At 72.0% G+C, this 18,528-nt stretch carries 14 protein-coding genes and 1 pseudogene; 8 read left to right on the top strand and 7 right to left on the bottom strand.

Annotation, left to right across the window (positions count from 1 at the left end; genetic code table 11):
- The 6 genes and pseudogenes from cysW to IPJ17_20885 all read right to left on the bottom strand — a co-directional run bounded on the left by cysW (nucleotide 1) and on the right by IPJ17_20885 (nucleotide 6,605).
- Nucleotides 1–879, bottom strand: coding sequence for a sulfate ABC transporter permease subunit CysW (cysW, locus tag IPJ17_20910; protein QQR73895.1), 879 nt, complete (start codon nucleotides 877–879; stop codon nucleotides 1–3).
- On the bottom strand, nucleotides 876–1,706 hold the full coding sequence (gene cysT, locus IPJ17_20905) for a sulfate ABC transporter permease subunit CysT (protein ID QQR73894.1): 831 nt from the start codon (nucleotides 1,704–1,706) through the stop codon (nucleotides 876–878). The genes cysW and cysT overlap by 4 nt, the downstream gene beginning before the upstream one ends.
- A gap of 358 nt (nucleotides 1,707–2,064) precedes the next feature.
- Nucleotides 2,065–3,021 carry a sulfate ABC transporter substrate-binding protein gene (locus IPJ17_20900; GenBank protein QQR76241.1) on the bottom strand — a complete coding sequence of 319 codons (957 nt, stop codon included), beginning with the start codon at nucleotides 3,019–3,021 and terminating at the stop codon, nucleotides 2,065–2,067.
- Between the two features lie 67 nt (nucleotides 3,022–3,088).
- Entirely contained in the window at nucleotides 3,089–4,483 is a 1,395-nt protein-coding gene (locus tag IPJ17_20895) for a porin (protein ID QQR73893.1), read from the bottom strand.
- Nucleotides 4,480–4,758, bottom strand: a complete 279-nt coding sequence (locus tag IPJ17_20890; protein QQR73892.1) for a YezD family protein — start codon at nucleotides 4,756–4,758, stop codon at nucleotides 4,480–4,482. The genes IPJ17_20895 and IPJ17_20890 overlap by 4 nt, the downstream gene beginning before the upstream one ends.
- Nucleotides 4,759–5,516: 758 nt before the next feature.
- Nucleotides 5,517–6,605: pseudogene (locus tag IPJ17_20885) on the bottom strand (ABC transporter ATP-binding protein).
- Between the two features lie 177 nt (nucleotides 6,606–6,782).
- Here IPJ17_20885 and IPJ17_20880 point away from each other — a divergent pair.
- Genes IPJ17_20880 through IPJ17_20870 form a run of 3 tightly spaced genes read left to right on the top strand, consistent with a single transcriptional unit; the run spans nucleotide 6,783 to nucleotide 10,525 of the window.
- Nucleotides 6,783–7,997 carry a bifunctional 3,4-dihydroxy-2-butanone-4-phosphate synthase/GTP cyclohydrolase II gene (locus IPJ17_20880; GenBank protein ID QQR73891.1) on the top strand — a complete coding sequence of 405 codons (1,215 nt, stop codon included), beginning with the start codon at nucleotides 6,783–6,785 and terminating at the stop codon, nucleotides 7,995–7,997.
- Nucleotides 7,998–8,033: 36 nt separating this feature from the next.
- Entirely contained in the window at nucleotides 8,034–9,299 is a 1,266-nt protein-coding gene (locus IPJ17_20875; GenBank protein ID QQR73890.1) for a glycosyltransferase, read from the top strand.
- Entirely contained in the window at nucleotides 9,296–10,525 is a 1,230-nt protein-coding gene (locus IPJ17_20870) for a glycosyltransferase (GenBank protein ID QQR73889.1), read from the top strand. The genes IPJ17_20875 and IPJ17_20870 overlap by 4 nt, the downstream gene beginning before the upstream one ends.
- Here IPJ17_20870 and IPJ17_20865 read toward each other — a convergent pair.
- Entirely contained in the window at nucleotides 10,498–13,899 is a 3,402-nt protein-coding gene (locus tag IPJ17_20865; GenBank protein ID QQR73888.1) for a PAS domain S-box protein, read from the bottom strand. The two genes, IPJ17_20870 and IPJ17_20865, sit on opposite strands and share 28 nt — an antisense overlap.
- A gap of 207 nt (nucleotides 13,900–14,106) precedes the next feature.
- Here IPJ17_20865 and IPJ17_20860 point away from each other — a divergent pair, with 207 nt between their 5' ends.
- From IPJ17_20860 to groL, 5 genes are all read left to right on the top strand, one after another.
- On the top strand, nucleotides 14,107–14,472 hold the full coding sequence (locus IPJ17_20860) for a hypothetical protein (protein QQR73887.1): 366 nt from the start codon (nucleotides 14,107–14,109) through the stop codon (nucleotides 14,470–14,472).
- A gap of 86 nt (nucleotides 14,473–14,558) precedes the next feature.
- On the top strand, nucleotides 14,559–15,593 hold the full coding sequence (locus tag IPJ17_20855; protein ID QQR73886.1) for a hypothetical protein: 1,035 nt from the start codon (nucleotides 14,559–14,561) through the stop codon (nucleotides 15,591–15,593).
- 44 nt (nucleotides 15,594–15,637) lie between these two features.
- A complete protein-coding gene (locus IPJ17_20850; protein ID QQR73885.1) occupies nucleotides 15,638–16,264 on the top strand; it encodes a hypothetical protein in 627 nt (208 codons plus the stop codon).
- Nucleotides 16,265–16,375: 111 nt separating this feature from the next.
- The gene (locus tag IPJ17_20845) at nucleotides 16,376–16,750 is read left to right on the top strand and encodes a co-chaperone GroES (protein QQR73884.1); all 375 of its coding nucleotides are present in this window, start codon (nucleotides 16,376–16,378) and stop codon (nucleotides 16,748–16,750) included.
- A gap of 48 nt (nucleotides 16,751–16,798) precedes the next feature.
- The gene (gene groL / locus IPJ17_20840) at nucleotides 16,799–18,439 is read left to right on the top strand and encodes a chaperonin GroEL (protein ID QQR73883.1); all 1,641 of its coding nucleotides are present in this window, start codon (nucleotides 16,799–16,801) and stop codon (nucleotides 18,437–18,439) included.
- Nucleotides 18,440–18,528 lie beyond the last annotated feature (89 nt).

Below are 18,528 nucleotides of genomic sequence, written 5' to 3'. Positions count from 1 at the left end.
TCAACTCCCCTCGCGTCCGGCGGGAGAGGCGCCGCGCCGCCGGGACTGCCAGTCGAGCAGGGTCTGCGCCACGAGCGTCAAGACGCCGAGCAGGGCGAGCAGCGAGGCGACGGCAAAGGCCGCCTGGAACTGGTACTCGTTGTAGAGGATCTCGACGTGGAGCGGCAGCGTGTTCGTCTTGCCGCGGATGTGGCCCGAGACCACCGAGACGGCGCCGAACTCGCCCATCGCCCGGGCGTTGCAGAGCACCACGCCGTAGAGCAGCCCCCAGCGGATCTTCGGCAGCGAGACGCGGAAGAACATCTGCCACGGAGTGGCGCCGAGCGTCAGCGCCGCCTGCTCCTCGTCGCTCCCCTGAGCCTGCATCAGCGGGATGAGCTGCCGCGCCACGAGCGGCATGGTGACGAACGCCGTGGCGAGCACGATGCCGGGCAGCGAGAAGAGCACCTTGATGCCGCGCTCGAGCAGCCAGGGCCCGAAGAGCCCCTGGGCGCCGAAGAGCAGCACGAAGAGCAGACCGGCCACCACCGGCGAGACGGAGAACGGGGCGTCGATCAGCGTCACGAGCAGATTCTTGCCGCGGAACTCGAAGCGCGTCACCGCCCAGGCGGCGGCGAGACCGAAGAGCAGGTTGGCGGGCACCACCAGCAGGGCGACCTTGAGCGTGAGCAGCGCCGCGGCGCGCGCCATCGGATCGGCCAGGGCCGCCGCATAGCCGGCGAGACCCTTCTCGAAGGCGCGAGCGAACACCACGGCGAGCGGCAGGACGAGGAAGAAGAGCAGGAACGCGAGGGCCAGCCCGGTGAGCGCCCAGCGCACCGCCGGCGGCTCGGTGAGCGGGTCGCGCCAGCGCGCGGTCGCGGGAGGTTCGGCGCTCATGCCGTCGCCATGCGGCGGCCGCGCCGCCAGGAGAGCACGTTGACCAGGAAGAGCAGGGCGAGCGACGCCGCGAGGAAGGTCGCGGCGATCGCCGTGGCGCCCGCCACGTCGTACTCCTCGAGGCGGATCATGATGAGCAGCGGCGTGATCTCGGTGATCCCCGGCAGATTGCCGGCGATGAAGATCACCGAGCCGTACTCGCCGAGGCCGCGGGCGAGCGCCAGCACGAAGCCGGTTGCCGCGGCCGGCGCGAGCTCGGGCAGCAGAACGCGCCGGATCGCCTGGGCGCGCGTCGCGCCGAGGCTCGCCGCCGCCTCCTCGATCGCCGCGTCGAGATCGCGCAGCACCGGCTGGACGGTGCGCACGACGAACGGCAGGCCGATGAACACGAGCGCCACGGTGACTCCGAGAGGAGTGTAGGCGACCTTGACGCCGAGCGGTGCGACGAGGCTGCCGATCCAGCCGCGCTCGTCGTAGAGCGCGGTCAGCGCGATGCCGGCCACGGCCGTCGGCAGGGCGAACGGCAGGTCGACGAGCCCGTCGATCAGCCGTTTTCCGGGGAAGCGGTACCGTTCGAGCACCCAGGCGACGAGCAGCCCGAAGACGAGGTTCACCGCCGCCGCGACGAACGCGGCGCCGAAGGAGAGCTTGAAGGCACCGAGAGCGCGCGGTGCCGAGACGAGCTCCCAGAACCGGGCCGGCGTCAGGCTCGCCGCGCGCAAGACGAGCGCCGCGATCGGCAGCAGCACCAGGGCGCCGAGATAGGCCAGGGTGAACCCCAGCGAGATCCCGAATCCGGGCAGCGGACCGCGGCGCCGCGGACTCATCGAGCCACTCCGCAGGCGAGAGGCAGGGCCGGGAGCGTCTTGTGACGCCATGCGGAGGCGGTGTTGCCCTTCCCCCAAGTCCCTCGCCCCCGCTCGGGGCGACGACGGGAACGTCGGGGGAAGGTGCCGTCCGCGCAGGCGAGGCGGATTCGTCCCCTCGTCGTGGTCGCGATCCGGTTTGGACAGAGGCAGGCACCGCCGGCGCATGCACGGCCGGGTCGGCTGCCCCTCGGCGTCCGGGACGAGAGGGAGGGACGCGGGCAGGGGGTGGCGCGGCGAACCTGGGGAACTCCTGCCCCCCTGCCCCCAGGTCCCGCGCTCGCCCGCGGGACGACGAGCGGCGCCGCGCTCAGGTTCGTCACTTCGCCGCCATCGCCTGGTCGAATTCGCCGCCGTCGCCGAAGAAACGCTTCTGCGCCTTGGCCCAACCGCCGAACTGCGCGTCGACGGTGAAGAGCTCGAGCTTGGGGAACTGTTTCTCGTAGCGGGCCGCGACCGCGGCGGAGCGCGGCCGGTAGTAGTGCTTGGCCGCGAGCTCCTGCCCTTCGGGCGAGTAGAGGAACTCGAGATAGGCCTGCGCCGCCGCCCGGCTCTTCTTGCGGTCGACCACCTGGTCGACGACCGCGACCGGCGGCTCGGCGAGAATCGACACCGACGGCACGACGATCTCGAACTTGTCCGGTCCGAGCTCGCGGGTGGCGAGCAGCGCCTCGTTCTCCCAGGCGACGAGCACGTCGCCGATGCCGCGCTCGACGAAGGTCACGGTCGCACCCCGCGCTCCGGTGTCGAGGATCGGCACGTTGCGGAAGATGCCACGCAGGAGCGCGCGCGCCTGCTCCTCGCTGCCGGTCTTGCGCACCGCGTAGCCCCAGGCGGCGAGCACGTTCCAGCGCGCACCCCCGGAGGTCTTCGGGTTCGGAGTGACGACGGCGACGCCCGGTCGCGCGAGGTCGTTCCAGTCGAGGATCTTCTTTGGGTTCCCCTTGCGCACCAGGAAGACGATCGTCGAGGTGTAGGGGCAGCTGTTGTCCGGCAGCCGGCTCTGCCAGGTGCGCGGCAGCAGGCCGGCGGCGGCGATCGCGTCGATGTCGTAGGCGAGCGCGAGCGTCACGACGTCGGCGTCGAGGCCGTCGATCACCGAGCGCGCCTGCTTGCCGGAGCCACCGTGCGACTGCTGGATCTCGAGGCGTGGGCCGCCCTTGGCCTGCCACTGCTTGGCGAAGGCGGCGTTGACCTCCTGGTAGAGCTCGCGGGTCGGATCGTAGGAGACGTTGAGCAGCGTCACCTGGGCAACGGCCGGTGCGGTGGCGACCATCCAGGTCAGCAGCGCGGCGACGAGAAGATGGAATCGGATGCGGTTCATGGCCGGGCTCCGCGAACGGTCAGAAGGTGAGCTGAATGCGCCCAAGCAGCACCTGCTCGGTTTCGCGATCCACGGCGGTCGTGCCGAGCTTGTCGCCGCCGTCGAAGGCGGTGCGCTCGTAGTCGAGAACGAGCTTGGCATTGCGGTTGAGGATCCAGTTGGCGCTGGCGCCGAGGTTCATGGCGCGGCGAGCCGAGCGGGTCGGGTCGGCGAAGAGCGGGAAGGCGCCGGCGTCGACGGTGAGCACGCCGGCTCGTGCCGCCAGGGCGAGCGCTCCATGCCCCTTGCCCAGGGCGAACGGACGACGCGGTGCCACGCCGCGCTCCGACATCCGTTCTCCGGTCGCGACCCAGGCGAGCGCCACCTGCCAACCGTCGTTGGCGAGCGTCGCTCGCGTCGTGCCGCGCGCCGTCTCCTGCTCCGAGCGGGTCCACTCGGCGGTGAGGCCGAGCGGGCCGACGTAGAGCGAGGCCTGAGGGGCGATCCGCCGCCGCGTGCCGTCGGCGATCGCCGTGCCGGCAGCCGTCGAGTCGCTGCGGAAGGAGAAGAAGGTCTGGTTGCCGGCGGTGCGGTACGACGGCAGGCCGGTCGCCGCGGTCGTGCCAGAGGCCTTGCCGGCGGAGAACGCGATACCGAGCGTCAGGTCGATCACCGCCGGCTCGGCTCCCGGCCGGCGGAACGGACGGAAGAGGAGGCGGCCCGCGATCTCCTTGTCGTCGTCGCTGTCACCATCGCCGGTGACGCCGTCGGCCTGGCCGTTGAAGGCGCCGACGGTCCAGGAGAAGCGACCGCCTCGCGGCTCGCCGCTCGCCTGCACCCCGACGTCGCGCACCGGGGCGACGGCCGAGGCGGCGCCCCGTTCGACGAACGGCAGATGGGCGTCGGCGGCGAGCGCCTCGAGACCGATCGGCACCTTGAACTTGCCGGCTCGCAGCGTCAGCCACGGGCTCACCCGCCAGTCGAGCGAGGCGTCGAGCAGCTGGCTCTTGCCGTCGCCGAAATCGGGCATCAGCCGCAGCTCGAAGTCCTTGAAGAACACCGCTTCGACGATCGGCCGGGCGCGGCGGACGAGCAGCGTGTCGCTCACCGGCTTGCGGTCGTCGCCGACGTAGAAGCGGCCGTCGGTCTGCAGCAGGCCGCGCAGCTTGAGCTGGAAGGCACCGTCGGCAGACTTCCAGCCGAAGCCGTCGGCGCCGACGAGCGACGTGGGGGTGGTCTTGGCCTTCTCGGCTGCGGCTTCGTCGGCGAGCTCGAGCTTGCGCTCGAGGATGCGGATCCGCTGCTCGAGCTCTTCGGTGGTCGGTGGGGCCGGCGTGGCGGCGGCGGGCGGAGTCTGCGCGCCGGCCTCTCGAGTGAACGCGGTGGTCAGGAGGAGCGCGACGGCGGTCGTCGCGGCACGGGAACGGCGGATCATGCGGAGTCTCCGGTGGAGGTTTCTCGGCGCAGGCTCCGGCGGTCCGGTCGCGGGCGGTCGGGGGCGGATGGGACGATGCGGCTCGCCTCTCCCGGTTCCGGGTCGGCGGTGAGGCGCAAGCGTTCGCGGCGTTCGATCTGCACGACGCGGCCATCGTGCACCACGAGCTCGACGGCGCCGAAGCGCAGCTCGGCGAGGGCGCGGGCGAGCTGCGGCGCGAGCGCGGCGACGAGCTCGCGCGCCGCAGCCGTCGGCGGCAGCGCCGGCGCGGTCATCACTCGCGCTCCTCGAGGCTGCGCACGACGAGGAGTGGCAGCGTTCCGGTGCGCGAGAGCAGGCGGCGGACGATGCCGTCGAGGCGGACCTCGCCGCCGACGGCCGGGAGCGGAGCGCCGAGCACCGCCAGATCGTGCCCCTCGCCGATCGCGGCGAGCACCTGCTCTTCGAGCTCGCCGAGACCGAGTCGGGTCTCGGTGGCGACGCCCAGGGGCTCGAGCGTGCGGGCGCTCGCCTCGAGGAAACGCTGGGCCTGGGCGCGCTCGGTCGCGGCGCTCGCGGCTTCGAGGACGGTGAGCACGGTGACCCGGGCGCCGAAGTGACGGACCAGTCGGCCGGTGAAGGCGACGTCTTCCTTGCCCGGTTCGCCGACGGTGGCGCTGACCAGCACCCGCGTCGGCACGACCGGTTCGCCACGCACGAGCAGCAGGTGATGGTCGCCGGCCGCCAGCAGCCCTTCGGCGAGCGCCACCCCACTGCCGGCCGGCGCGCCGGCGATGACCAGGTCGGGATCGCCGAGCGCGGCCGCCTCGTAGGCGCCGACGCCGGAGGGCGTCGGGGCGCGTCGCACGGTGATCGGAGTCGGACTGCCGCCGAGAATCTCGCGTGCCTTGGCCTCGGCCAGGCCGGCAAGGACCAGGGTCAGGCGGGCGTGGGCCCGTCGCGCCAGCTCGCCGGCAAGGGCGAGAGCGGAGCGTCCCTCGGTCGAGGGCTCGGCGAGCGCGACGAAATGCAGACCGGGGTGGACGAGGGCATGCAGGCGCCGCACGGCGACGCGCGCCCGGTCGCCGGGGGCGAGCGGCAGGCGGCGCGACTCGTGAGGCGGGCGGCTGGCATCGACGGCGAAGGTGCCGGCGCCGAACGGCACCGGTGGGGCGATCGCGCGCACCCCGCGAAAGGGAGGGAGGTTGAAGCGAAGGTGCTCGAGCGCCCCGGCGAAGGCGCAGCTCTCGACCGTGCCGACCCCGAGACTCGGGTGGGGGCATTCCTCGGACTCGCCGAAGAGCGCGACGTCCTCGGGACGGAAGAGCACCTGGACGCGCCGCCGGGCCGGTTCGTCGCCGGCGCGCGTGGCGAGGGGGAACTCGACCGGGCCGATGCGGACGCCGGAGGTCGTCGCCTCGCCGACCAGCAGGTTGGCGCTGCCGAGGAATGTGGCGACGAACTCGGTCTGTGGCCGGCGATAGAGCTCGCGCGGTGGGCCGATCTCGACGAGTCGGCCGAGCGCCATCACCGCGATGCGGTCGCCAAGCTCGAACGCCTCCTCCTGGTCGTGGGTGACGAAGAGCGTGGCGATGCCGAGCTCGCGCTGGATCTCGCGCAGGCTTCGCCGCAGCTCGAGGCGGATGCGCGCGTCGAGCGCGCCGAACGGCTCGTCGAGCAGCAGGACCTCCGGCCGGTGAGCGAGAGCGCGGGCGAGGGCGACGCGCTGCTGCTGGCCGCCGGAGAGCTGGCGCGGCAGACGTCGTCCGAGCCCGCCGAGGCCGACGAGCTCGAGCAGCTCGGCGACCCGGGCGCGGCGCTCCGGCTTCGGCACCCGGCGCACCGAGAGGGCGAACTCGACGTTCTCGGCCACGGTCATGCTGCGGAAGAGGGCGTAGTTCTGGAAGACGAAGCCGGCGCCGCGGGCCTGCGGCGGCAGGCCCGTGACGTCGCGGCCGTGCAACACGACGCGGCCGGCGTCGGCGGCAAGCAGCCCGGCGATGATCCGCAGCACGGTGCTCTTGCCGCTGCCCGAGGGGCCGAGCAGCACGCACATCTCCCCCGGGGCGACCTCGAGCGAGAAGTCGGCCACCACCGGGTGGGAGTCGTAGAGCTTGGTCAGGCCTTCGAGGCGGATCGACATCGGCGTCTCTCGGAAGGGTGCAGGCTACCGCGCCGGCGGTCGCCTCGTCAGTCGCCCGGCGGTAACGGCGGAGCGGGGAAATGTCACCGGACCTTCCTTGCCGCCCTTTCCGGGCGGCGAGTAGGATGCCTGGACGCCGCAACGCCCGTGAGGGCGCCGCCTCGACCCGAGACCCCGATGAGCCAGCCGAGCCCCTTCTCGCCGATCGAGGACGCCATCGCCGCCTTCCAGGCCGGGAGGATGGTGATCATCGTCGACGACGAGGACCGCGAGAACGAAGGCGACCTGGCAATCGCCGCCGAGAAGGTCACCGCGGAGGCGATCGCCTTCATGGCCTCGCAGGGGCGCGGTCTGGTTTGTCTGGCACTGACCGAGGAGCGCTGCGACGAGCTCGGCCTGCCCCCGATGGTGGCCGACAACACCTCGTCCTACGGCACCGCCTTCACCGTGTCGATCGAGGCGCGTGGCAAGACGACCACCGGGATCTCCGCCGCCGACCGCGCCGCGACCGTGCGGACGGCGATCGATCCGGCGACCCGGCCGGAGGATCTGTTGCGGCCGGGCCACATGTTCCCGCTGCGCGCTCGTCGCGGCGGCGTGCTCAAGCGCACCGGACAGACCGAAGCGTCGGTCGACCTCGCACGTCTCGCGGGGCTCGTTCCGGCGGCGGTGATCTGCGAGGTGATGAAGGAGGACGGGACGATGGCGCGCGTCGGAGACCTCGCGCCGTTCGCCGCCCGTCACGGCCTCCCGGTGATCACCGTCGCCGACCTGATCGGTTATCGACTGCGACACGAGACGATCGTCAGCCGGATCGCCGCGCCGCGTCTGCCGACGCCGTGGGGCGAGATGCGCCTTCACGCCTACCGCTCGGACGTGACGGGGGAGGAGCACGTCGCCCTGGTGCTCGGCGAGGTGCGACCGGACGAAGCGATCCTGGTGCGCGTCCACTCCCAGTGCCTGACCGGCGACGTCTTCGGCTCGGGGCGGTGCGACTGCGGGCTGCAGCTTCACCTGGCGCTCGACCGGATCGCCGAGGCCGGTGCGGGGGTGGTGCTCTACCTCCTGCAAGAGGGGCGAGGCATCGGCCTGGTGAACAAGCTGCGCGCCTATGAGCTGCAGGAGGCCGGACACGACACCGTCGAGGCCAACGCGCGGCTCGGGTTCCGTCCGGACCTGCGCGACTACGGCGTCGGAGCGCAGATCCTCCGCGACCTCGGCGTCCGCCGCATGCGGCTGATGACGAACAACCCGGCCAAGTACGTCGGCCTCGCCGGCTATGGCCTCGAGATCGTCGAGCGGTTGCCGCTGGAGATCGCGCCGACGGACGAGTCGCGACGCTACCTGCGCGCCAAGCGCGAGAAGCTCGGGCACCTCCTGAACCTCGTCTGAGGGCGGCGCGCCGTCCGTTCCGGGTCCCGCCCGCGCATGCGCCTTCTCTGGATCGCCACCAAGTGCCCCTGGCCGCCGATCGACGGCGGTCGGCGGCTGTTGCTTTCCGAGCTCGAGGCGCTCGCCGCGGCCGGTGTGGCGCTCACCCTCGTCGCCCCCTGTCCGGGGCCGGACGCGCGCCGGGCCGAGGCGCGCCGCCGGCTCTCGCCGATCTGCCGCCCGGTTCTGTTGCCGGTCGGCCCACGTCCGTGGCCGGTCGCCCTCGCGCTCGCCGCGGGACGCGGCCTGCCGACCAGCGTGGTGCGCCACACCCATGCGGCGGTCCGGTTGGAGGCGGCGAGAATCGTCGTCGGCGAAGCGCCGGACGCCGTGGTGGCGCAGCCGTTGCAGGCCTGGATCGCGGCGGCGACCGCCGTGCGCCGGCGCCTTGCTCCGGCCGGCACGAGCGCAGCGCCGGTACCCCTCCTGTTGCGCGCCGAGAACGTCGAGAGCGAGCTCTGGGCCGCGCGGGCGGCGAGCGAGAGCGGGTGGCGCGCGGCGCTGTTCCGTCGCGAGGCTCGACGCTTGGCGCGCTTCGAGGCGGCGGCGGTGCGCGGCAGCCGCGCGACGCTGGCGCTCTCCCCGGAAGATGCCGCCGGTCTCGCCGCCCTGCTCGGCGGCGGTGCACCGGGGATCTCCGATTCCGCGCGTGTGGAAACGCCGCGGGTGCACGTCCTGCGGCCGGCGTTTCCCGCGACCCTTCCCGCCGGCGAAGCTCTCGCCGGCTCGCCGCCGATCGTGCTCTTCGGCAGCGCCGGGTGGGGGCCGAATCGCGAGGCGGAACGCTGGTTCCTCACCGAGGTCTGGCCGCGCATCCGGGCGCTCTCGCCCGCGGCCGTCCTTCATCGCTTCGCCGCCGACGCTCGGAACGAAGCCGCCGGCGAGGGGGTCGTCGACCATCCCGCGCCCCGGGAGAGCGCCGAGGCGTTCGCTGCCGGCGCGGTGCTGGTGTTGCCCCTGCGCTCCGGCTCGGGGGTGCGGATTCGACTCCTCGAAGCCTGGGCGCGGGGCGTCGCGGTCGTCGGCACCGCCGCGGCGGTGCGAGGCCTCGCCGGAGTCGACGGTCGGGACTGGCTCCTCGCTGCTGACGCCGACGGCTTTGCCGAGGCGATCCGTCGGCTCCGCGAAGCGCCGGAGCTCGCTGGGCGGCTGATCGCCGGGGGGCGGAAGCAGTTGGGCAGCGATCACGATCCGAGCGCCATGGCGGCGGCGCTCCGCGGGCTGGTCGAGGGGTTCGTCGACCGGCCGGGAGCGGCGCGATGAAGATCCTCCTCGTCGTCGGCCGTCCCCCGTGGCCGCCGCGTCGCGGTGATCAGATCCGCGCCGGCCAGGCGCTCGCCGCGCTCGCCGGAGATCACGAGGTGACGCTCCTGGCGCCGCGAGCGCGCGGCGCGGACGCGGACCTGCATCCGCGAGGCGTCGCCGCGTCCGAGAGCTACCGCCTCTCGTCCTGGCCGCGGCGGCTCGTGGCGTGCGTCGTCAACGGCCTTCGCGGAGCGCCGCTGCAGCAGGCGCTGTTCGCCTCGAGCGACCTCGCCCGGCGTCTGCCGCCGCTCGCCCGCCGCGCCGATCTGGTGATCCTCCAGCTCTCGCGGCTCGAGCGCTACGCCGACTGCGTGGCGGAGACGCCGCTGCTCGTCGACCTGATCGACAGCCTGGGGCTCAATCTCGCGTCTCGGGCGAGCCGCGATCGCGCCTGGTTGCGGCCGCTCTGGCGCGCGGAGGCGAAGCGCCTCGCGGCGAGTGAAGACCGCCTCGTGGCGCGAGCCGCTCACAGTGTCGTGGTGAGCGATCGGGACCGGGCGGCGATCCTCTTGCGCCGCCCCGAGCTCGCCGCGCGGCTCGGTGTCCTGCCGCTGGCGGTGCCGCAGGCCGGGCGCGCGGTCGCCCCCTCGCCCTCCGGCCGGCCGCGCCTCCTCTTCACCGGCAACCTCGGCTACTTTCCCAATCGCGACGCGGCACGCTGGCTGTTTGCCGAAATCTGGCCGGCCTTGCGCGCCGCTCGCCCGGAGCTCGAGCTCCTCGTCGCCGGCGATCGCCCCGGCCGCGAGCTGCGGGCCGCTGCCGCTCGCGCCGGAGCGACGCTGGTTGCTTCGCCGCCTTCGCTCGTCGAGCTGCTGGCCGGAGCTTCTGTCGCATTGGCGCCGCTGCGCGGCGGCTCGGGGGTCCCGGTGAAGGTGCTCGAGGCCTGGGCGGCCGGGGTGCCGGTGGTGGTCTCACCCGGGGCCGTCGCCGGTCTGGCCGCCGAGGGCGAGGCAGCGACGCTCGGGGGCGCCGTCCGCGTCGCCGACGCTCCGGCGGACTGGGTGGCCGCCGTGGGGCAACTGCTCGACGACGCCGGCGGACGCGAGCGGCAGGTGGCGGCCGGTCGCGCTCGGCTTCTCCAGCGGCACTCGCCGGCGCAGGTCGACGCGGCGTGGCGTGAGGCGGTGGATCGCGCCTCGCGGGCGAAGCGAGACGTTCAGGCGGAATTCGGCAGCGTGAAATAGAAGCAGGCCCCTTCGCCGAGCACGCCGCGGGCCCAGACTCTGCCGCCGTGGCGCGTCACGACGCGCTGCACGAGCGCGAGGCCGACGCCGTTGCCTTCGAAGCGTTCGCTCCCCGGCAGGCGCTGGAAGACGCCGAAGAGACTCTCGGCATCGTGATCCGAGAAGCCGATCCCGTTGTCCCGCACGAAGTAGCGAACCTCGCCGTCGGCGGTGTCGGCACCGATCTCGATGCGGCGTTCCGCTCGCTCGGCGGAGAACTTCACGGCATTCGAGATCAGGTTGACCCAGACCTGGCGCAGCAGCGACGGATCGCCCCAGGCGTCGGGCAGGCTCCCCCAGACGATCTCGAGCCCTTCGCTGTCGCCGGTGAGTGATTCGAGCAGCGCGGCCGAGGCGAGCGGGCGCATGGCGATCCGTTCGTGCGAGAGCCCCTTGCGCCCGGCTCGGGAGAGCGCCAGGAGGTCGGTGAGCAGGGCCGACAGGCGGCTCGAGTTGGAGCGGACGCCGGCGAGCAGCCGTCGGCCCTCGGCTTCGAGTCGGCTGCCGTGGTCCTTCTCGAGCAGACTCGAGAAACCGTCGATGGCGCGCAGCGGGGCGCGCAGGTCGTGCGACACGGAATAGGTGAACGCTTCGAGCTCGCGATTGGCCGCCTCGAGCTCGGCGGTGCGCTGGCGGACGCGATCCTCGAGCTCGACGGCCAGGCGGCGGGCCTCCTCTTCGGCGCGCTTGCGGGCGGTCACGTCGGTGGCCAAGGCGACGACGCCGGTGACTGCGCCGCCCGAGTCGCAGAGCGGTGCAGCTGCCAGGTCGAGGACGATCAGCGAGCCGTCGCGACGGTGGCGGACGAGCTCGACCTCGCGCAGTGCCTCGCCGGCGCGGACGCGGGCGAGCAGCTGGCGGAACTCCGGCTCGGATTCCGCTTGGACGATCGGAAGCGGTTTGCCGAGCACCTCCGCGGCGGTCCAGCCGAACGTCTCTTCGGCGGCGCGATTCCACGAGGTGACGCTCCCGCCGAGCGAGATCGTGTAGATCGGCGCCGGCGACTGCTCGACGACGCCGCGCAGCAGCGCGTGCGTCTGCTGCAGCTCGGCCTCCGCTCGTACCTGCTCGGTGACGTCGGTAGCGAGCACCAGCTCGGCGGCCCGATTCTCGAACTCCAGGGTGTGCGTCGTGACGTGGACGTGGATCGCCTTCCCGTCTTTGCGACGATGGCGCCGGATGCCGTCGTCGTCGAGGCCGTGCTCGCCACACGACCCCTTCTCGGGCGTGTCGCACGGCGCGTCCGGCGGACGGAGGTCGGCGAGGGTCATGGCGAGGAGCTCGTCGCGCGACCAGCCGTAGCAGCGGACGGCGGCGTCGTTGACGGCGAGAAAGCGGAGCGTCGCGACGTCGTGGACCCACATCGGCTGCGGGCTGCTCTCGAAGAGCGCGCGGTAGCGTGCGGCGCTCTCGGCGAGCGCGGCCTCGGCTTCGATCGCGGTCAGCGCCAGCTCGAGGTCGCCGGCGAGATCCTCGAGCATCGCGAGACTGTCGGCGTGGAAGAAGTCCGGAACCTCGGAGTAGACGGCGATCACCCCGGCGATCTGTCCGGCTCGGCTCATCGGCGCGGCGGCGCTCGAACGGAAGCCGCGCTGCTCGGCGGCGCGGCTCCAGGCCTCGGGGCGCATCCCGGGGCCGCTGCGTGTGACCGCTCGCCCTTCGAGGATCGACTGGCGGGCCGGGCCGATCTCGGCCGCGTCGAGGGGCAGGTCGGCGGTGGCGAGATAGCCGCTCTCGAGGCCGGCCCACGCCACCGGGACGACCCGCGACGGCTCGCCGGGCGTCGCCGCGGCGACCCGACCGATCCAGGCCATGCGCAGGCCGGCCGAGTCGACGAAGATGCGGCAGGCTTCGCGCAGCAGGCGGTCGCGGTCGCGCTCGTGAGCGATGAGCTGGTTGATCTGCGACGTCGTCGAGAGGGTCCGGTTCAACCGCTCGATCCGCTCGATGGCGGCCCAGCGCTCGCGCGTGTCGCGGACCACCTCGAGCAGCACCGTCTCGCCGCCCACCTCGGCCGGGCCGATGCTCACCTCGACCGGGAAGGTGCGGCCCTCGGCGTCGCGATGGACGGTCTCTTGCACGAGCCGGCCGGGCGGTGCGAGGGCCGCTGCAGCCGCGAGCGTGGTCAGTCCCTCGGCGCGCTCGGCCGGGGCGTGCAGCCCGGCGAGCGAAAGCTCGCGCAGCGCTTCGCCGGATAGACCGTACATCCGCTCGGCAGCGCGGTTGGCTTCGAGAATCCGTCCGTCGGCGGGCCGCACGAAGAAGATGGCGTCGCCGGCCTGCTCCATCAGCAGGCGGTACTTGGCATCGCGGTCGGCGCTCTCCTCGATCATCTGCAGCCGGCGACTGCGCTGGCGACCCCAGAGCAGGAGCAGCGTCGCGGCGAGCGCCATCGCCCAGGTGGCGAGCCGGCGAATCGTCGCTGCCCGCCAGACGGCGAGGGCTTCGCGTCGGTCGATCTTCACCAGGAGTCCCCAGGGCGCTTCGCTGAGGCGACGGGTCGCGACCAGGGTGGTGATGCCCCGGTAGTCGGCGCGCTCGCCCCTTCCGATGCCGGGAGCCAAAGCGATCTCCGCGGCCGGATCGAGGCTGACCGCGACCTCGCGCCACGCTCCGGAGTGGGGCGGCGCATGGCGCAGGGGAGAGAGATAGACGGCGGCGGCGCCGCGTCGGGCGACGAGCAGGCTCTCGCCGCTGCCGGAGATCGACAGGTCGCGGCCGAGCAGGGCGAAGAGGCGCTCTCCCGGGTCGACCGTGGCGACCAGCGATCCGACGGGGAGGTCTCCGCTCGCGGAGGCGGCGCTCGGCGCGAGGGCGTCGGGAGTCTCGGGCTCGAGGTCGACCGGGGTGAGAAAGGCGAGTCGCAGCCTGCCCTTCGGGCCGCGGATCGACGCGATCCGTGGCGAACCGGGGGGAGAGTTGGCAATGGCCGTCCAGCCCGGCGGCAGCTCCTCGGTCGGGATCTTCTCGACGCCGAGAGTGATCCGTGCCGCCCCCGTGCGATCGAAGAGGGCGAAGCTCTCGAACGAGCCCGCGCTGACCGTGCTCTGGAGGATCTGGCGCAGGCGGTGATCGACCTCGCCGTGCCCGCCGAGCATGGCGCGAATGGACGGGTAGGTCGCGACCAGCTCGAGGTCGTGGCGTCGTTCGGCGAGCCAGGTGTCGATGGCGCGCTCACGATCGTCGGCCGTGGCCTCGAGGCGGCTCTGCCAGTCGTCGAGCGCGGCCTGCCGTTCGCGGACGAGGTTGTCGCCCTCCCAGAGCCCGAAGCCGACGAAGGCGACGGCGCAGGCGAGACGAAGGGCGTAGTCGGCGCGGCGGGCGACGGCGGTCATCGGTGGGGCGCGGCCTCCACACCCGCCGCCGGCGGAAGGTCGCGGCGGCAGGCACGCGACGGAACCGAGCTCGGTTTGCAGGCGGGTGGCGCGAGCGAGCCTACTCGCGCCGGATCGCCGCGGCAATGTCCCTGCAAGCGTTTGCTGTAGTAATCTTCGACGAATCGGGAGACCATCATGCCCAAAGAACCGCTGTCAGAAACCAGGATGATTCGTGCAAGCACCGAGCAGGTCGAGCGGTGGAAGGAAGCCGCCGAGCGGGCCGGCTACTGGTCCGTCTCGGAGTGGATCCGCGATTCGCTCGACGAGGCCGCCGGCGCCGGCGGGCGCGGCGAAGTGATCGGTGACGAGAAGGCCGTCTGCATCTACGTCCCGGATCGCACGCTCGACAAACGCCCCTTCGTGGTCGAGCTCGCCCGCCACGATTCGCCGGACAAGCTCCTCAAGATGGTCTTCGAGGTGGCGGACCGGCCGTGGTGCAGCCCGCCGCTGCTGCGAGCGTTCCTCTTCGAGCTGGCGCGAGTGCTTGCTCAGGCCGAGGCCGCCGAGCCGACGAAGCGGCGGAAGGGTTGAGAAAGTCTCTGAGCTCCCTTGCCGGCTGAGGGAGCTGGGCTCCGGTAGCCGCTCCCCGCGGCCGGCCGGAGCCCGATCGCCGGGCCATGGCGACCGATCGCGGCGACACCGCCGACCGCAACGATCCGCTCCTGCAACGATTTCTCGCCGCCGCCGACGAGCGGCTGGCCGAGGAGGAGCTCGGCCGCCTGCTCGGGGCCGATGCGGTGCCGGTGCTCGACCGGGTGCTCCGAGGTCAGCTCCGCGGGGACAGCTTTCCGGACGCCGATCTGGAGGATCTGCGGAGCTCGGCCCTCCTGCGGCTGGCGCGGCAGCTGCAATCGCTGAGGCAGGGACAGGCCGAGCCGATCGCCAGCTTCGCCGGCTACGTCGCCGTGACCGGCTTCAACGCTTGGCGCGCCTGGCTGCGTCAGCGTCATCCGGAGCGAGCGCGCCTGCAGGATCGCCTGCGCTACGTCCTCACCCATGACCGCGACCTCGGGCTCTGGGCGAGCCGGGGGGGAGAGTGGCACTGCGGACGGCGCTCCTTGCGGCCGCAAGGGCCGTTTTCGTGGCCGGCGGTCGACTCGGCGGACCTGGCCGATGCGCTGGCCGCCGCTCCGGACGGGTGGGAGGGGCTCGGCTTCGCCGCCCAGGTGCGGAGCGTGTTGACGATCCTGCCGCGGCCTTGCCGTCTGGCGGATCTGACCGCGCTGCTCGCCGAGCGCCTCGGGCTTCTCGACCGCGAGGTCGGTGCGGCGGCCGGTGAGGGCGTGGTCGAGTCGCTGGCCGATCCAGGGAAGGGGCCGGTCGAGCAGTTGATGGGGCGTGAGTATCTCGCTCGGCTCTGGGCGGAGATCGTCGAGCTGCCACGGGCGCAGCGCGTCGCCCTCCTGCTGAATCTGCGCGACGAACAGGGGCGAGAGATGCTCGGGCTCCTGCCGCTGACCGGGGTGGCCGCCCCCCCGGCGATCGCCGCCGCGCTCGAGCTCTCCCCTGGAGAGCTCGCCGCAATCTGGCCGGACCTGCCGCGAGACGACCTCTGGATCGCCGAACGACTCGGTCTGACCCGCCGGCAGGTCATCAACCTGCGCAAGAGCGCGCGCGCCCGCCTCGCCCGCCGGGTGGGGGGAGCGGGTTGACCTCGGGTGGTATCACGCGGCCGGTTTCCGCATCCTCGAGGGCGATGAGAGGGAAGAACGAGGCGATCCGCACCCCGGCCGGGGATCTCGAGCGTCGATTCCGCGCCGACCTCGCTGCCGCCGAACCGGTAGCTTTCGAGGATCTGGCCGCCTACGTCGACGGCTCGCTCTCTCCTCTGGAGTACGAGGCCTTCGTCGCCTGGGAAGCGGTCGACCCGGAGCTCTCGGCGGAGGTGCGCGATCTGGCCAGCCTGCGCCTGGAGCTCGCCTCCTCCGGACACCTGCGCGCGACCGAGGAAGCGATGCCGAGCTCCCGGCGCCTCCCCCGGCGCTACCTCGCCGCCGCGGCGGCCCTCGCGCTCGCCCTCGGCAGCTCCTGGCTGGCGACGCGGATCGAACCGCGGCAGCACGACTTCCCGACCGCCTCTGCGGCCGTGGCGGTCCTCCCGGTCGCGCCGCCGCCGGCTGAAGTCGCCGTGGTGCCCTTGTCGGAGCCGGCACCCCGCTCCATTCCTCGGGTCTCGGAGACCCCGGCGGGGTCGGCGATGGTGGCTTCCGGTCAGCCCGGCTCGTTCGAGACGGGCACGCTTCAGGGGTGGCAGCTCCCTGAGACCCGTCTCGACTTCGAAGACGGTCGAGTCGGTCCGTTGGCGTCCAATCCGGGCGCCTGATCCTTCCCAGGTCAATTTTTCGCCTTCCTTGCGCCGTTCTGGGCGCCATGATGCTCGTCTTCGACGAAGACTTGACGGGAATACGCTCAGGCTTTATCGTGTTAGCACTCAATGCGGGCGAGTGCTAACGGCGCTTCGCCTTTCGAACATGACAACGCAGGACCCTCAACCCCCAGCTGGAAGGAGAGTCGACCCGTGAAGATTCGTCCTCTGCACGATCGCGTCGTGGTCAAGCGAATCGAAGCCCAGGAGCAGGTTCGCGGCGGAATCATCATTCCCGATACCGCCAAGGAGAAGCCGCAGGAGGCCGAGGTCATCGCCGTCGGCCCCGGCAAGGTCAACGACAACGGTCAGCGGGCGCCGATGGACGTCAAGGCCGGCGACCGCATCCTCATCGGCAAGTACTCGGGCAGCGAGATCAAGCTGGCTGACGACGAGCTCGTCATCCTGCGCGAGGACGAGATCCTCGCCGTTCTCGACAAGTGATCGCCCTTCCCCCTACTGACCTGACTTCATCCGAATAGGAACCACCCAATGCCTGCCAAGCAGATCATCTACTCCGAAGAGGCGCGCGCCGCGATTCTCCGCGGCGTCAACAAGCTGGCCGACGCGGTCAAGGTCACGCTCGGCCCCAAGGGCCGCAACGTGGTCATCGAGAAGAAGTTCGGCTCGCCGTCGATCACCAAGGACGGCGTGACCGTCGCCAAGGAGATCGAGCTCGCCGACCCGGTCGAGAACATGGGCGCGCAGATGGTGCGCGAGGTCGCTTCGAAGACCTCCGACGTCGCCGGCGACGGCACCACCACCGCCACCGTGCTCGCCCAGGCGATCTACCGCGAGGGCGCCAAGAACGTCACCGCCGGTGCCAACCCGATGGAGCTCAAGCGCGGCATCGACCTCGCCGTCAAGGCCGCCAACGGTGCCATCGACAAGCTCGCCAAGCCGGTCGAGGGCAAGGAGATCGCGCACGTCGGCACGATCTCGGCCAACAACGACCCGGAGATCGGCCGGATCATCGCCGAGGCGATGGAGAAGGTCGGCAAGGACGGCGTGATCACCGTCGAGGAGGCCAAGGGCCTCGAGACGACCCTCGAGGTCGTCGAGGGCATGCAGTTCGACCGCGGCTACCTGTCGCCCTACTTCGTCACCGACGCCGAGCGGATGGAGTCGGTGCTCGAGGGCGCGAAGATCCTCATCTACGAGAAGAAGATCAGCTCGATGAAGGACCTGCTCCCGATCCTCGAGCAGGTCGCCCGCCAGGGCAAGCCGTTCCTCATCCTCGCCGAGGACGTCGAGGGCGAGGCGCTGGCCACGCTGGTGGTCAACAAGCTGCGCGGCACGCTGCAGATCTCGGCGGTCAAGGCCCCGGGCTTCGGCGACCGCCGCAAGGCCATGCTCGAGGACATCGCCATCCTCACCGGTGGCAAGCTGATCTCCGAGGACCTCGGCATCAAGCTCGAGAACGTCAAGTGGGAAGACCTCGGCGACGCGAAGAAGGTCTCGATCACCAAGGACGACACGACGATCGTCACCGACACCGACGACAAGAAGCGCCGCGAGGCGATCGCCGGCCGCGTCAAGCAGATCCGCGCCCAGATCGAGGAGACCACCTCGGACTACGACCGCGAGAAGCTGCAGGAGCGGTTGGCCAAGCTCGTCGGCGGTGTGGCGGTGATCAAGGTCGGTGCTGCCACCGAGACCGAGATGAAGGAGCGCAAGGCCCGCGTCGAGGACGCCATGCACGCCACGAAGGCGGCGGTGGAAGAGGGCATCGTCGCCGGCGGCGGCGTGGCCCTGCTGCGCGCCATCAAGGCGGTCGACGACGTCAAGGCCGAGGGCGACGTCGCGGTCGGGGTGAAGATCGTGCGCCGCGCGCTCGAGGAGCCGTCGCGCCAGATCGCCATCAACGCCGGTGAAGAGGGCTCGATCGTCGTCCGCGACATCCTCTCGCGCGAGGGCAACGTCGGCTACAACGCGGCGACCGACAAGTACGAGGACCTGGTCAAGGCCGGCGTCATCGACCCGGCGAAGGTGACCAAGACCGCGCTGGTCAACGCGGCCTCGATCGCTGGCCTGATGCTCACCACCGAGGCGATGATCAGCGAGATCAAGGAGAAGGAGCCCAAGGCGGGCGGCCCGGGCGGCATGCCGGGCGGCATGGGCGGGATGTACTGAGGCGGAAGGTCGCACTCGACGGAGGGCCTCGGCCCTCCGTGTTTCGATCACGGGGCCGGTGGAAGCGATTCCGCCGGCCCTTCGCGCTT

This window comes from Holophagales bacterium (assembly GCA_016699405.1).
GTDB lineage: Bacteria > Acidobacteriota > Thermoanaerobaculia > Multivoradales > JAGPDF01 > JAAYLR01.
The sequence above is the reverse complement of the archived record's forward strand: the minus strand, read 5'-3'. Positions and strand labels throughout refer to the sequence as shown.

What these genes read in the sequence shown, in the direction of transcription:
- IPJ17_20860 (QQR73887.1), top strand. Translation starts at nt 14,107, where the DNA reads ATGATTCGTGCAAGCACCGAGCAGGTCGAGCGGTGGAAGGAAGCCGCC.
- IPJ17_20875 (QQR73890.1), top strand. Translation starts at nt 8,034, where the DNA reads ATGCGCCTTCTCTGGATCGCCACCAAGTGCCCCTGGCCGCCGATCGAC.
- IPJ17_20900 (QQR76241.1), bottom strand. Translation starts at nt 3,021, where the DNA reads ATGGTCGCCACCGCACCGGCCGTTGCCCAGGTGACGCTGCTCAACGTC.
- IPJ17_20895 (QQR73893.1), bottom strand. Translation starts at nt 4,483, where the DNA reads ATGATCCGCCGTTCCCGTGCCGCGACGACCGCCGTCGCGCTCCTCCTG.
- groL (QQR73883.1), top strand. Translation starts at nt 16,799, where the DNA reads ATGCCTGCCAAGCAGATCATCTACTCCGAAGAGGCGCGCGCCGCGATT.
- cysT (QQR73894.1), bottom strand. Translation starts at nt 1,706, where the DNA reads ATGAGTCCGCGGCGCCGCGGTCCGCTGCCCGGATTCGGGATCTCGCTG.
- IPJ17_20890 (QQR73892.1), bottom strand. Translation starts at nt 4,758, where the DNA reads ATGACCGCGCCGGCGCTGCCGCCGACGGCTGCGGCGCGCGAGCTCGTC.
- cysW (QQR73895.1), bottom strand. Translation starts at nt 879, where the DNA reads ATGAGCGCCGAACCTCCCGCGACCGCGCGCTGGCGCGACCCGCTCACC.
- IPJ17_20855 (QQR73886.1), top strand. Translation starts at nt 14,559, where the DNA reads ATGGCGACCGATCGCGGCGACACCGCCGACCGCAACGATCCGCTCCTG.
- IPJ17_20850 (QQR73885.1), top strand. Translation starts at nt 15,638, where the DNA reads ATGAGAGGGAAGAACGAGGCGATCCGCACCCCGGCCGGGGATCTCGAG.
- IPJ17_20845 (QQR73884.1), top strand. Translation starts at nt 16,376, where the DNA reads ATGCGGGCGAGTGCTAACGGCGCTTCGCCTTTCGAACATGACAACGCA.
- IPJ17_20880 (QQR73891.1), top strand. Translation starts at nt 6,783, where the DNA reads ATGAGCCAGCCGAGCCCCTTCTCGCCGATCGAGGACGCCATCGCCGCC.
- IPJ17_20865 (QQR73888.1), bottom strand. Translation starts at nt 13,899, where the DNA reads ATGACCGCCGTCGCCCGCCGCGCCGACTACGCCCTTCGTCTCGCCTGC.
- IPJ17_20870 (QQR73889.1), top strand. Translation starts at nt 9,296, where the DNA reads ATGAAGATCCTCCTCGTCGTCGGCCGTCCCCCGTGGCCGCCGCGTCGC.